Source organism: Achromobacter sp. Root170 (assembly GCF_001428165.1).
GTDB classification, from domain to species: Bacteria; Pseudomonadota; Gammaproteobacteria; order Burkholderiales; family Burkholderiaceae_B; genus Achromobacter; species Achromobacter mucicolens.
In genome coordinates this window covers 17,447-31,024 of record NZ_LMHN01000016.1, presented here as the reverse complement: position 1 = coordinate 31,024, position 13,578 = coordinate 17,447, and the positions used below count along the sequence as shown (strand labels likewise).

General features: G+C 67.0%; 11 protein-coding genes. 5 read left to right on the top strand and 6 right to left on the bottom strand.

What is annotated here, in order from left to right:
- The first annotated feature begins 1 nt into the window (after position 1).
- On the top strand, positions 2-808 hold the full coding sequence (locus tag ASD87_RS18210; protein WP_056324743.1) for an SDR family oxidoreductase: 807 nt from the start codon (positions 2-4) through the stop codon (positions 806-808).
- A gap of 19 nt (positions 809-827) precedes the next feature.
- Here the strand turns inward: ASD87_RS18210 and ASD87_RS18205 are convergent, their stop codons facing one another.
- Both ASD87_RS18205 and ASD87_RS18200 read right to left on the bottom strand, forming a co-directional pair.
- Positions 828-1,757 carry a LysR family transcriptional regulator gene (locus ASD87_RS18205; RefSeq protein WP_056324740.1) on the bottom strand — a complete coding sequence of 310 codons (930 nt, stop codon included), beginning with the start codon at positions 1,755-1,757 and terminating at the stop codon, positions 828-830.
- 9 nt (positions 1,758-1,766) lie between these two features.
- Positions 1,767-2,921, bottom strand: coding sequence for a DUF1254 domain-containing protein (locus tag ASD87_RS18200; RefSeq protein WP_056324739.1), 1,155 nt, complete (start codon positions 2,919-2,921; stop codon positions 1,767-1,769).
- A 149-nt stretch (positions 2,922-3,070) separates the two neighbouring features.
- On the opposite strand from ASD87_RS18200, the gene ASD87_RS18195 reads away from it, so the two are divergent.
- Positions 3,071-3,667, top strand: a complete 597-nt coding sequence (locus ASD87_RS18195) for a hypothetical protein (RefSeq protein ID WP_056324736.1) — start codon at positions 3,071-3,073, stop codon at positions 3,665-3,667.
- 24 nt (positions 3,668-3,691) lie between these two features.
- Here the strand turns inward: ASD87_RS18195 and ASD87_RS18190 are convergent, their stop codons facing one another.
- On the bottom strand, positions 3,692-4,249 hold the full coding sequence (locus tag ASD87_RS18190; RefSeq protein WP_056324734.1) for an ureidoglycolate lyase: 558 nt from the start codon (positions 4,247-4,249) through the stop codon (positions 3,692-3,694).
- Positions 4,246-4,485: an Arm DNA-binding domain-containing protein gene (locus ASD87_RS18185; protein WP_056324731.1), complete on the bottom strand. Its 240-nt coding sequence runs from the start codon at positions 4,483-4,485 to the stop codon at positions 4,246-4,248. The genes ASD87_RS18190 and ASD87_RS18185 overlap by 4 nt, the downstream gene beginning before the upstream one ends.
- A 103-nt stretch (positions 4,486-4,588) precedes the next feature.
- On the opposite strand from ASD87_RS18185, the gene ASD87_RS18180 reads away from it, so the two are divergent.
- Positions 4,589-4,969 (top strand): cupin domain-containing protein, encoded by a 381-nt coding sequence (locus tag ASD87_RS18180; RefSeq protein ID WP_056324729.1) that lies wholly within the window; start codon positions 4,589-4,591, stop codon positions 4,967-4,969.
- 19 nt (positions 4,970-4,988) lie between these two features.
- Here the strand turns inward: ASD87_RS18180 and ASD87_RS18175 are convergent, their stop codons facing one another.
- Entirely contained in the window at positions 4,989-6,230 is a 1,242-nt protein-coding gene (locus ASD87_RS18175; RefSeq protein ID WP_056324726.1) for an MFS transporter, read from the bottom strand.
- Between the two features lie 430 nt (positions 6,231-6,660).
- Between ASD87_RS18175 and ASD87_RS18170 the strand changes: the two genes are divergently transcribed.
- Together ASD87_RS18170 and ASD87_RS18165 are read left to right on the top strand one after the other, a co-directional pair.
- Positions 6,661-9,813 carry a WG repeat-containing protein gene (locus ASD87_RS18170; protein ID WP_056324723.1) on the top strand — a complete coding sequence of 1,051 codons (3,153 nt, stop codon included), beginning with the start codon at positions 6,661-6,663 and terminating at the stop codon, positions 9,811-9,813.
- Positions 9,814-9,815: 2 nt separating this feature from the next.
- Positions 9,816-12,719 carry a WG repeat-containing protein gene (locus ASD87_RS18165; protein ID WP_056325917.1) on the top strand — a complete coding sequence of 968 codons (2,904 nt, stop codon included), beginning with the start codon at positions 9,816-9,818 and terminating at the stop codon, positions 12,717-12,719.
- Here the strand turns inward: ASD87_RS18165 and ASD87_RS18160 are convergent.
- Positions 12,713-13,573: an oxaloacetate decarboxylase gene (locus ASD87_RS18160; RefSeq protein ID WP_056324719.1), complete on the bottom strand. Its 861-nt coding sequence runs from the start codon at positions 13,571-13,573 to the stop codon at positions 12,713-12,715. The genes ASD87_RS18165 and ASD87_RS18160 overlap by 7 nt on opposite strands.
- Positions 13,574-13,578 lie beyond the last annotated feature (5 nt).

The window sequence follows — 13,578 nt, the reverse complement described above, 5'->3', positions numbered from 1 at the left end:
CATGACGACACCCGAGGCGATCGCCGCCCTTCCTGTTGACCTGTCTGGAAAGCGCGTCATCGTGACCGCGGGCGCGTCCGGCATCGGCGCCGCGCTGGCCGACGCCTTTGCAGAACGCGGCGCCCGCGTTCACTTGTGCGACGTCGATGAACAGGCGCTGGCCAGTTGCCGGCACCCGTGGGCGCGCGCGGACGTGGGCAGCCGCGATGAGATCGACCGCTACATGCAGACCGCGCTAGCGCATCTGGGCGGGCTGGACGTGCTGGTGAACAACGCCGGCATTGCCGGGCCCACGGCAGGCATCGCCGACATTACCGCACAAGAGCTGGATGCCACGCTGGACATCAATCTGGCCTCGCAGTTCCACACCGTGCGACACGCGTTGCCCGCGCTGCGCGCGTCGGGCGGCGGCAGCATCATCAACATCAGCTCAGTGGCGGGACGGATGGGCTTGCCCATGCGCACGCCGTATGCGGCCACCAAATGGGGCGTGGTGGGGCTGACGCGTTCGCTCGCGATGGAGCTCGGGCCGCTCAACATCCGCGTCAATGCACTACTGCCGGGGCTGGTGGCCGGGCCGCGCATCGACCGGGTGATTGCCGCTCGCGCCAAGAACATGGGGTTGTCCGTCCAAGAGCAGACACGGCTGGAGCTGTCGGGCGTCAGCCTGCGGCAGTTCGTGCGCGCCGCTGACATCGCAAACATGGCGCTGTTTCTCGCAAGCCCTTACGGGGCCATGGTCAGCGGCCAGGCAATCAGCATCGACGGCGATCTGCAATCGCTGCCGTGGCAGCCGCCGGCGCAATAAGCCCTCGACGCAATTCCCGCTATTGCAGCAACGCGATTGTCTCTGCATACACGCCCTGCCGCCGCGCCTGCGCCGTGGATCGCAGGGCGTCCAGCAGGCGCGCGGTCAGCTCGTTGTTGCGGGACTCGGTGCGGGTGATCAACAGGAAATCGAACCATTGCCGCGAGGCGAGCGGCACGGCCACCAGATCCGGGAACGACGTCACGATGTCGGACGCGGACAGCGCGTTGACCAGGCTGATGCCCTTGACGGCGCGCACCGTGCCGGGCAGCAGCGACATATGCGCCTGCATGCCGGAGCGCAACAGCAACGAATCGGCGATGTCACCCTGCGCCACGACATAGTCGGACCACAACGGCTTGACGTAGGTGTCCGGCGGAATATCTAGCACCGTGATGGCGTCGCGCCCGGCCAGCGGATGTTCGCGATGCGCGATCGCCATGACGTCCGCACGCAGGAATGGCGTGAACGTCAGCCGCGTGCTGTCCCGGCCGACAGCGCCCAGGCCGAAGTCGGCGCGCATGGTTTCCACGGCGCTGATGACCTGCATGGACGACTCGACGTCGATGGAGAACGGGCGCGTGCCATTGATGTCCAGATAACGGCGCACTGCGTCGGGCGCGTAGCCCAGCGCCAGCGCGGGTGACGAGGCGATGCGCAGCCCGCGGCCGCCGAACTGTTCGATGCTATGCAGGGCTTCGTCGATGCGCACCAGTTCGTCCAGCACGAACTTGGCTTCGCTGTAGAGATACTGCCCCGCTTCCGTCGGACGCAGCGTCTTGTGCGACCGGTCGAACAATTGAACGCCCGTGGCGCTTTCCAGGCGCGATATCGCGTGGCTGATGGCGGGCTGCGTCAGGTGCATGGCCAGCGCGGCCTGACGCGTCGAGCCGGTCATGACGACGGCGTAGAAGATTCGCAGGTCGTGGATGTTGAAGTTGCGCTTCATGCGGCGCGCCTATTGTGGCGTGGGTGGCGATTTGGGCTGAGACTTTAGCGGCGGCTTCGGTGGCACCTTCGGTGGCACCTTCGGCGCCGCTTTGGGCGCGTTCATGCCGCCAAACGCAAACAGCCCCATCTGCGCCCCGGTCGCGCGTGCCAGATAGTCGTTCTTCAGCTTGTCCCGGTCGCCGAACAGCGCCCCGGCATCGGCGCCCTGCGCCGCGCGGTTCTTGTCGATGTCGTTCTGGCCATCGTGCATGCCCTCTTGCAGCGCGCGCCGCAAAGCGGGGTTGAGCGTGGCGGTGTCGTAGTCCTCGCCGGGGCGCAGGCCCAGGGTGGCCATGCGTTCGCGCAACGCGGCCTCGGACTTGTGTGCCGGTGCGAACCGCAGCAGGAAGGCCAGTTCGTCATAGAACTCGAGCGACGAATACATCTGCGCGCGCGGAACCGGCGCCTTCCATTCCACCTTGGCAGGGGCGGCGGGCGCGACCCGGTTGCGGAACGCCGATAGCGGCTGCACCTTGAAGCGCGCCTGGATGCGCTTGGCGTTTTCCTGGTCGGCGGGATTGAACCGCTGCGTGCGCGCCACCAGCGTGGCAAGCTGCGTCTCCGACCGAATCACCTTGGTGATGCCCGGGGGCACCTTGCCTTTCCAGGAGGGCCCCGCCACGAGAAAGACGCCACCGCCCAGGCCGCGCGAGCCCAGGTCGCCGATGTGGTGCATGTACAGGTCCATGACCTGCAACGAGGCGTCGCGCCGCTTTTCGACGCGGGGCACGAAGACGACGACGGGTTCGGCGCGCAGGTCCAGGGCGGCGTAGGAATACAGATAGGCGGGGTCCAGGCCAGCCGCGGCAGCGGACGCGGTGCCGACCGGATTGATGCTATTTACCGGCCCCTTGTATTGCGCCCCCTGCTTGTCCAGGCTGTAGGCATACATGGCCTGGTAGCTGGCGACCATGGGCGCGCCGTAAAGGTAGGATTCGCGCGCGATGCCACGCGCCTGTTGCGCGGTGAGGCCCTCGATGCCGACAGACTGCCCGGCAGCGGCGTCGTGCGACGGGACCGCACAGCCGGACAAGACGCCCGCCACGACGATGGCGGCAACCAGCCCCATGAACGGACGGCAGGCGGCGCGGCAAAATCCGGTGCTAATCTGGCGGTGGCGCATTCAGGGCTCCGACATGACGGGATGGCGCAGGCGCCCGAGGGCGGCGGCGGATTGCGCCAGGGCTCGAATTCCGGGGGATTCTGTCATATTTCCCCGGCATGTAGAAGTAACAGTGCACCACCACGGTGCGACAGGAAAGACACAGCAGCATGCCAACGCAAGACCCCAGCATGACCGGTCCGGACGGAGAGGCGTTCAACATTCGCGCGTCGTCGTACTTCGTGTTGCAGGCCGTGCACCGCTGCACCGCTTGCAACACGCTGTCGCGCGTGACGGCGCTGGCCGTGCCGCCCGGCCACGAAAGCACCGAGGGCGACCTGGAACTGGATGAGGACGACGCGGATAGCACGGGACTGGATCCGCTGGCGTTTCAGGACTGGCTGTTCGGACCCGCGCAATGGCAGTCGATGCCAGGTCCGGCCATGATCTCGTCGACACGGGCTCTTGCGCCCGACGTGGCGCAGACGCTGCATACGCTTGCGCCGACCTACCGCCAGAACCCCGCCCGGTCAGGGGAATGGTGCAATTTCTGCGAGCATTGCGATCACCCCATCTGGGATGGCGCGTTGTACCCGACGCCGGGACAGGCATTCTGTCCGCCCGATGCCGATGCCGCCGCACACATATCGGCGCAACGGGTCGACGCGCCGTTCGCGGCGTTTTTCGGCATGTGCTGGACGGACAGCTACCGCAACAAGTGGCCCTTGTTCGCGCGCCTGGGATTCGCGTGCAGCGAGGGGGACTGATTCCCCCGCCCTCGTGGCGCAATGTCAGGCGCTTTGCAGCAGATCCTGAGGCACTTCCAGTTGCCGCGGGGGGATGGCCGCGAAGGCGCTTTCCGTGGTGCTGGCGTCCGTGGTCAGGTGCTGGATCAGGTCGACCGTGGTGGATCGGCGGGTCAGCATCAGGCACGTAACCTCGTCGCCCGCCACGCGGGTGGCGTGCCAGCAGCCCGGCCGCATGCACACGCCCTGCCCCTGCGCCACATGAAAGGCCGCAAGCGTGGCCAGGTCGGGCGAGCCGTCCGCGGCGCTGCGCGCCACGATCTGGATGATGCTGCCCGTCAGCGGGACGATCGCCTGCTGCGTCAGCAGGTGCTTTTCCAGGCTGGCCACTTCCACGGACTGGCTTCGGTAATTGACCCAAAGCACCTCGGCGTCGCCGCCCGCGCCCGTGTTGAACAGGTGCTCGTGCCAGAAATCGGTGGCTGGGTTCGTAAACAGCGGAACGCCGTTGCCGTCCGGCATGGGCTTGCCCAGCATCCACCCGTAGGCATTGAAGGCATCAGGCGAAAGATCGTGGACTTCAAGCTGCGAATTGCTCGTCATGCGGGACCCTGTAATGGCTTAGCGCCGCGTTTGGGGAATTCGGCGTCGTAGTCGAAGTCGAAGTCGCCCCGCGCGATGGCCTCCAGGATGGCAACGCGCCGGTCGGCAGCGCGCTTGAGGTTGGCGGCGGTGGGCTTGACCCGGATACGCTCGACACAATGCCGGCCGTCATAGAAGAAGCCGATCTCGATGGACGATTCGGATGCGGGGCGCACCCCTTCGAATCCCGTGCTCATCGCGTGCTCTCCAAGTTGCCGATGGCAGACATGATAAACGCAACGATGTGACAGTCGTCGCTGGCATACACTGCCCTGATCCCCCCACCCGAGGACGCGCAACATGGCCATCGACCTGACGTCGCACTATGTGTATCTGGACGCCGCCGGCGCCGCCGCCACCGTGACGGGCGGCGACGCTTTCTGGTCCCAATCTCCGGAAGACCTTGAGCAATACGGGCGCGGCTGGCTTGTGTCCGAGTACGAATTCGCGGCCGACTGGCCGCAATGGGAGATGCACCCCGGCGCCGACGAGATCGTGCGGCTGATGTCTGGGGCCGCCGAACTGCACCTGGAATGGCCCACCGGCATCCAGATCGTGAAAATGCTGGCCGGCGATGCCTACGTGATTCCGAAGGGCGCGTGGCACACCGTCAAGGTCATTGAGCCCTGTCGCATGCTGCACATCACCATGGGTGCGGGCACGCAGCACCGGCTGGCGTAACGCCGCTTCCCGTCTGCGCCTAGCCAGCCGTGCCCACCGGCCGCGCGCGCTGGATCTCGCGGTCGTCGATGGGCCAGTGCAAGGCGGCCGACAGCACGCCCAGCGCCATCGCCCCCAGCCAGATCAGGTCATAAGAGCGGGTGGCTTCGAACACCACGCCGCCCAGCCACACGCCCAGAAACGAGCCGACCTGATGGCCAAAGAACACGAAGCCGAAGAGCGTGGTGATGTAGCGCACGCCAAATACCTGCGAGATCAGACCGTTGGTGAGCGGCACCGTGCCCAGCCACACGAAGCCCATGACCGCCGCGAACGCGTAGACCGACCACGTGGATAGCGGCACCAGGATGAAAAGCGCAATGGCCGCGGTTCGGATCAGGTAGATGCCCGCCAGCAGGTACTTGCGCCGGTGATGCGCGCCCAGGATGCCGCAGACATAGGTGCCCATGACATTGGTGAGCGCAATGATGGCCAGCGCCGCGACCGCGTCCGATGCGCGCAGGCCTTTGTCCATCAGGTAGGCGGGCAGGTGCGTGCCGATGAACGCCAGCTGGAAACCGCAGGCCAAAAATCCCAGGTTCAGCAGCCAGAAGCCGGGGCGCGTGAAGGCCTCGCGAAGGGCCTCGCGCAGCGACAGATTTGCGTCGGGCGCCCCGGCATCGCGCAGGCGGTTCGCCGGCTCGCGCAGCGGAAACGCCAACGGCAAGAGGATAGTCAGCGCCACGGCAAAGGCCAGCAAGGCCGCGACCCAGCCCCAGCCCCCGATCAGCCATTGCGCCGCGGGCACCATCGTGAACTGTCCAAGGCCGCCGACGGCTCCCGCCACGCCGAGCGCCCAGCTTCTGCGTTCGGGCGGCACCAGACGGCTGAGCGCGCCATAAATGGCCGCGAACGCCGTGCCGGACAGCGCGATGCCGATGCACACCCCCGCCGTCCACATGAAGCCCGCAGGCGTCGTGGCGTGCGCCATGCCGGCCAGGCCCACCGCATAGAAGACCAACCCGCCAGCGATCACCTTGGCCGAACCATAGCGGTCGGCAATCATGCCGGTGAAGGGCTGCACGATGCCCCAGGTCAGGTTCTGCACGGCCAGCGCGATGGCGAAGGTCTCGCGGCTCCAGCCGCGGTCCATGGTGACGGGCAGAAGAAACAGGCCCTGAACATGGCGCACGCCCAGGGCAAGGCCCATGACGACGCCACCGGCCAGCACCAGCAGCCACAACTGCGATGCATCCAGGGAAGATTTTTGGGGGGTGGACATGGCGAACCTCTTGCAAGGAAACGTCGCCCCCGTTCAGGCGGGCATCGGCTCTATTACAGGGTCGCCAGACGCGAGGCTCAACCGATTATTTTTTGCCCGCTGCATGCGTGGAGGGAATGTCACCGCCGCATTCCGCCTCGCGCTGATGACCGCGCAGGCCGCCTGAAACGGAACGTGTGCAACGCAGACAACCGACGCACGTAAAAAGAAATTGATCGATTTTTTTGAAATTTGACCGAAATTAGCGCAATTATCGGCCCACAGCCGCGACATGTTAACGCTTCGTTTTTGATGGTTACATCTCCCGATCCGTCCCCGGGCACCGCTGAGTACAGTGGCTGCCTTCCCAATCCTTCGGCAGGCATCGACTCATGTGGCACGCCCGGTCCGGCACGTTCGTTTCCGCGGTTGTTAACCGCGCCCGCAACCCATGACGGCGGCGCCCATCTTCAAGCCGCTGGCGCTTGCAGCGGCGCTGGCGGGCATCGCGCTCCTGGCGCCGGTCAATACGCACGCGCAGACCAACTGGGCGCAGCAGTGCGCGTACAACAATTTTGGCGAAGGCGCGGGCACATCGTGCCACCAGCCATTCCAGGAAGGCCTGGCGGCCGTGCTGGTGGGCACCGCCGACGGCGATTCCGCTGCCTGGGGATTTATCGACAAGCAAGGCGTCATGGCCATCGCGCCGGCGTATTCGGAAGCCCGCTCCTTCCAGAACGGGTTGGCCGCCGTCAGCCAGCAGGATCTCTGGGGTTACATCGACACCCGGGGACGCTGGGTCATCCCGCCGCGCTTTAGCGACGCGACCGGATTCAACGCGCAAGGCACGGCGCTGGCCGAAGAAGACGGACGGGATGTGCTGATCGACCGTCAGGGCAAGGTCGTGAAGACCTTTCCGCTGGGCACGCGCACCTCGGGCTTTGAGCCCGGCCAGAAGCTGGCGGCGATGGAAATTCCGACGCCGCCGCGCTTGGTGAACACCGTAACCGGCAAGCCTGCCGCGCTGCCCGAAGGGGTGATGGCGCTGGCCGCGCCGACCAGCGGCCAACTGCCCGCGCAGACGCGCGATTCGCGCTACGGCGGCTGGTGGGGTCTGCTGGATCAGAACGGCACCTGGGCAATCAGCCCGCAAGTGTTGCGCTCGCTGGCCCCGCCGGTGCGCGATGGCGATGTGGTGGCCGTGAACCGCGAACGGGCATGGGAATTCGTGGATGTGCGCGGCGAGGCGCTGTCGGCCGAGCGTTACGAACGCGTGGAGCGGGTGGCGCCGGGCATATGGCTGGTGCGGGCCGCGGATGGCGGCACGTTGCTGCTGGATGGCAAGCTCCAACCCATGCATACGTTCGAAAGCGACTATGTGGGTGTGCGGGAGCAAGACGGCTGGCGCTTTGCCGCCGAGCCCGGCATGACGCTGCTGATCGATCCCGAGGGCCGGCTGCAGCTGATCCCCTTGCGCAGCGGCGAGGTCAAGATTCATCACGGGCGCGCGTGGGTTTATGGCGCGGCGCGGCGCCCGGCCGGCGTTGCCGACGCGGCTGGCGATGCGATGAGCGCGGAAGATCAAGCCCATGCCGCCGACGCGGCGGCTGCCGTGCAGGCGGCGTCCGAAGCGGAGACTGCGGCGGCTTTCCAGGCCCCGCCGGTCGCCGCCGATGCCGCAACCGATATTGCCGAAGCGGCAACGGTGGCAGACGCGACGCCTACCGAGGCGACTCAAGCTGAGGCTGCGGCAGCCGATGCTGCGGCAGCCGATGCTGCGGCAGCCGGTGCTGCCGCAGACGACGCCATGGCGGCCGACGCAATGCAAGCCGATACCGCGGCAGATGCCGCCATGGATGCGGCCACCGCCGCGGCAGACGCCGCACAAACGACCTCCAGCGCCAACGCAGACGAATCGCTTTACCAGGTCTACGGCCGGGACGGCCTTGGCATCCTTGACGAGGCCACCCTCGCGCAGCTGCGCGCCTACGACGTCAGCGAATTCCACTACGCGCGCACGACCGCCCGCGATGCCGATGCCCCGCTGGCGCTCCTGCGTCCGCACGACTACGGTCAGCCGACAGGCATCCTCACGGCGGCGGGCAAGATCGTCACGAATCCGGATTGGGCGAACATCGACACGTACGATGTCACGCTGCCCATCGTGGCGCGCACCAGGAACTACCAAGCCGGTGCGATCGGCGTGGACGGCGCATGGGCCATCGAACCGCGATACACCGAGATCCGCCCCTTCAAAGGCCCCTACACCTGGGCCCGTACGAAGGACATGCTGCGCGGCGACGCGCTTCTGATCGATGCCCGCGGGCAGGAAGTATCGGTTCCCGCCCATGTGCTGGAAGACGCCTCGCGCCTTGACGGCGAACTGCTGCACTACTCCGCCAGGAACGAAAACCGCCAGCGCCGCTCCGGCCTGTGGAACGTGCGCAAGGGCGCGCCCGCGCTCAAGCCGGCCTACGAGCAGATACAGGAGTTCGAGGACGACTGGGCCAAGGTCCAGGAGAAGGACCGCTGGGGCGTGGTCAACCGCGAGGGCCAGTGGGTGGTGCCCGCCCGCTACAACGGCGCCTACGACCTGGAGTACTTGGGCAACGGCCTCATGCTGGCCGAAGCGCCAGAGGCAAAGCGCAATCGCGGCGGCTACACCGAACGCGCCTACCGCGTCATCCACCTGCGCACCGGCAAAACGAGTGAACCCGTGGTCGGCAAGCCGCAGAAGCTTGTCGATGGGCGATTTCTCGGCGAATTGGCCGACGCAAGCGCTGTCCTGATCGATGCAGAGGGCGCCTCCATCCGCTTGTCGGAGGGCCGGCCCAACAACAAGCAGCAATTCGGCGACTGGCTTTACATCGACTTTGACGAACGCGAAGGCGCCATCGACGCGCGCGGCAACATGAAGGTGCCCGCGCAGTATGGCGAATTCAATCCGTTCTTCACGCAGCCCGAAGGCCTGGCGCGCGCCAACATCGGCGCGGGCTATCGCGTGATCGATCAGACCGGCAAGACCCTGCTCGAAAAGTGGGGCGACGCCACGCCGCTGGCATCGATGCAGCGCGTCGTCGTCAATGACGACGAGAGCGGATCGAGCATTCTGGTGGACCTGCAAGGCCGCGAGGTCACCCGCCTGCCCGGCCGCTACGCCATCGACAGCGACAGGGCCAGCGAGGGCGTGGCGCCCTACAGCGACGGCGACAACAAGTACGGATTCATCGACGCAAACGGCAAGCGCGTCGTGGGCGCGCACTTCAACCAGCTTGGCCGCATGAAGGACGGACTGGCGCGTGCGCGCCGCCTGGAGCGCACGGGCAAGCTGTACGGCTACATCGATCTGACCGGACGCTATGCGATTGCGCCGGCGTTCACGTGGGCCGGCGACTTTTCGGAAGGCCGCGCGCTGGTGCGGCGCAATCGGCTCATCGAGTACATCGATACCCAGGGCAAGACCACCGCGCTGTTCGGCGTGCTGTGCGACACGGTGGTGATCGTGGATGCAGAGGACCGGCAGAGCTGGCCGCCCCGGAAACTCACCTGCCCCGAGGCCGCCGGCATCTCGCCGCCGGCAGTCGACAACGCCAACGCAGAATGATCATGACGTCACGCGTGCTACGAACCACCCGCCTCGCCTGCGCATTGGCCGCGCTGGGCGCATCCCTGTCCGTTCAGGCGCAGACCGGCTACGTGCAGCCGGGCCACATCTATTGCCTGGGCGAATCCGATTACCCGATCTATCCGGCTGCCGACGACATCTCCGCGCGCAACCCCTTCAGCAACGGCTGCATCCGGGATCTACAGGACGGCCGCGCCGCGGTGCTGCTGCCGTCAGCCATCGAGAACATCGACCGAGTGCCGCGCGACAACTCGCTGCGCCGCCACGCATGGGGCTTTCTGGACCGGAACGGCCGCGTCGCGATCGAGCCGATCTTTGAGGAAGTGGGCGATTTCCGCCACGGGCTTGCCGCCGTGCGGTGGCAAGGCAAGTGGGGCTACATCGACCGCAATGGCCGCATGGCCGTGCGCCCGCGCTACGACGCGGCGCAGGACTTTGTCGAGGTCGGGCTGGCGGCGGTGACGCTGGACGGCAAGCCGATGCTGATCGACCGCCAGGGCAATCCGGCGGGCGAGCCGTTCGACGAGGTGGTGCGTGCCGTGCGCCTGTTCGATGGCGTGCCCGCGCGGGCCACGGTTCAGTACAAAGAGGAATACCGGTCAACCAGCGGCGAACGCCGCTTCGGCGGGAACGGTGTCGTCATCACGCGGCCGCTGGGCGACAAGGGTCTGTACATCGCCACCAATGGCCAGGCCAAGTACGGCGTGGTGGACAAGGACTGGAACTGGGTCGTGGACCCGGAGTTCGACGACATCTCCTTGCAGGACGACGGCAACCTGGCCTCGGGCTACGGTCCGGACGGCTCCGTCCTGGTGACGGCGGACGGCAAGCTGATCGGCGCGGACCAGCAGTACGAAAGCATCCTGCCCGTGGGCAAGGCTTTCTACAGCGCGCAGCTGCCGCAGCGGGGCGGTTTTGCGGTGATGGACCGCACCGGCACGATCGTGGCCACGCTGACAACCGAAGAAGGCCAGACGTCGCAGCGCCATGCCGACACCATTGTGTATCGGTCGGGCGACAAGCTGATGGCGCTGGTGCCCGGCCATGCCGCGCCGGTCACGTTGGGCGCGGGGCTGTCGGCCGGCGACGAACTTGAGGGCTATGTCCTTTTCGTGGACGAATCCCGCCGCCCCGCCGGTTTGCTGACGCCGACCGGCGCGTGGCTGCACGGCGCCACGGCGCCCGCATGGCTCGGGGACGCCCGCCGCCTGCAGACGCGCGAAGGCAATCTGTGGCTGTCCGACGAGCAAGGCGCCCTGCTCAATGTGATGGACAAGGACGGCAAGCCGCTGCTCAAACCCGAGACGGTAGCGGCGCTTCAGAACCAGCAACTCCAGCCGCTGCCCGCCGGCGTCCCGGGCGGTCCGCTGGGCCTGCTGGGTCAAAGCCACTGCAATTGCGACGACACACAGGTGGGCTTGCTGCTTGCCGATGGCAGCATGGTCACCGATCCGTCCTGGTCTGCCGTGACGCCGCTGGACGACACCGACCATGAAAACGCCGCAGCCCTGACAGCGGACCAGTTGCGCTACGCGGCCGAAACCGACGACGGCATGGTGCTGCTGGACGCGCGCGGCAAGCGCATCGACCTGCCCGCGCAGCAGCACATCGGCATGTTCCGTCATGGCTACGCGCAGGTGTATGGCGACGGCGTGGTGCGCATGATCGACCGCGCGGGCAAGACGTTCGAGCTGCCCGAGAACTTCGATACGCAGGTCGTGGCGCCCGGCGTCGCGCGCTTTGTGCAAACGGCGGCCGACGGCGCGCCGTGGGGTCTGTACGATTTTGCGGCCGGCAAGCTGCTGGCCGCCCCCACGTTCCGCAGCATCGGCGAATTCCAGAATGGCCAGGCAATCGCATCGCTGGGCGCGGGCCGGGTCGGGGTCATCGACCTGCAAGGCAAGTGGGTCGTGCCGGCCAGCCACCACGGCGTGGAACGCGTGAACGACACGCTATGGCGGGTGACGCAGCCCGGCAAGCAAGAAGACGAGTATGACCGTCCCGCCGCAGTGTTCAATACGCGCGGCCAGGCGCTGACCGCCTTCATGCGCGGATTGCAGGTGGGCGATTTTGGGGATGGCTCGGTCAGCGCGGGCAACAGCGAGCGCCGCTGGATCATCTCGCCGGACGGCTCGGACGCTCTGGACATGAAGGATGCCGACTACCTGCGGCTGGGCGACTGGATGGAGATCCGCCGCGCCGACCGCGAAGGCTACCTGAACGGCAAGGGCGCGTGGCAGATCGCGCCGGCAGCCCGCACCGGCACCCTCTTCCAAGGCACGCCGGCGCGCGCGCTGACGTCCAACGCCAAGGGCACGCAGGTCATGGACGCCAACGGCAAGATCCTGGCCACCCTGCCCCGCGGCGAATGGACGTGGCCGCCACGCTCCGACCTGCTGATCCGCTATTACTCGGCCGACCGGGGCACCATGACGGACTACACGGACTTGTCCGGCAAGACCCGGTTGACGGTCGAAGGGTTTGGATCGGGGTTCTCGGAAGGCCGCGCCGTCACGCATCTGTCTGGCGGCGGCATGCGCTGGGTGGATGCCAAGGGCGTGCTGACGGGGCCGGCGTTCGACGCGCTGGGTACGCTGCGCGAAGGCCTGGCGCCAGCCGCCAGCGACCGGCGCTACGGCTATGTCGATAGCACGGGCAAGTTCGCCATTCCGGCGGAATACCGGGCCTTGTCCGGATTTGAGAACCAGCGTGCGGTGGTGTCCACGGAAGACGACTCGCGGATCATCGACAACGCCGGCAGCCTGGTCGCACAGGTCAGGATGCAATGCGGCATCCGCACCCTGTACGGCGCGGCCGGCCAGCGGCTGTGGCCGCTGCGCATGCCGCACGGCTGCAAGCGTAGCGAGGCGTCGCGCGCCTACTGAGCATCCAGCGCCAGATAGCGGCCGGTCTGCACGATTGCTTCGCGTTCCTTGAAGCTGGTCAGCCGGTCCGCCATTGCGCTGCTGTCGCCCGTCAGCCGGATCGCGCGAAGCGTCTCCTGCATCGCGTGGATCGCCGCGCGCTGCAGGTCCGACGGAATGATCGCCAGGCGGTAGCCCATCGCCGTCAGGTCCTGCAGCGGCACCAGCGGCGTCTTGCCGCCGTAGAACATGTTGATGAGCTTCAAGCCCGGCAACCGCTCGGCAATGGCGCGGATCTGCGCCAGCGTCTCCGGCGCCTCGACAAAGATCATGTCGGCGCCGGCCTTCAGGTACAGCTCGGCGCGGGCGATGGCCGCGTCGAACCCTTCGACCGCGATGGCGTCGGTGCGCGCGATGACCAGCGTGTCGGCGTCGGCGAGCGTCTGGCGAGCAATGTGGACCTTGCGGGCCATCTCGCCGGCATCGACCAGGCTCTTGTCGTCCAGGTGGCCGCAGCGCTTGGGAAAGGTCTGGTCTTCGATATGAAACGCCGCCACGCCCGCGCGCTCCATCAGGCGCACCGTGCGCTCCACGTTGGCCGATCCGCCAAATCCGGTGTCCGCGTCCGCCACGACAGGCAGGCCGCTGGCGTCGACGATCTTTTCCACGCGGTCCATCACTTCGGTGAAGCTGAGCAGACCGATGTCCGGGTAGCCGGCGGCACGCGCGATGGCGCCGCCGCTGGCGTAGACCGCCGAGAATCCGGCCGCGGCAACCAGGCGGGCCGACAGGCCGTCATAGGCGCCGGGCGCCACGACGATGTTTTCAGAGAGCTGCTGGCGCAACCGCGCGCCGGGGGATAAGTGGGCAGTCATGGGGA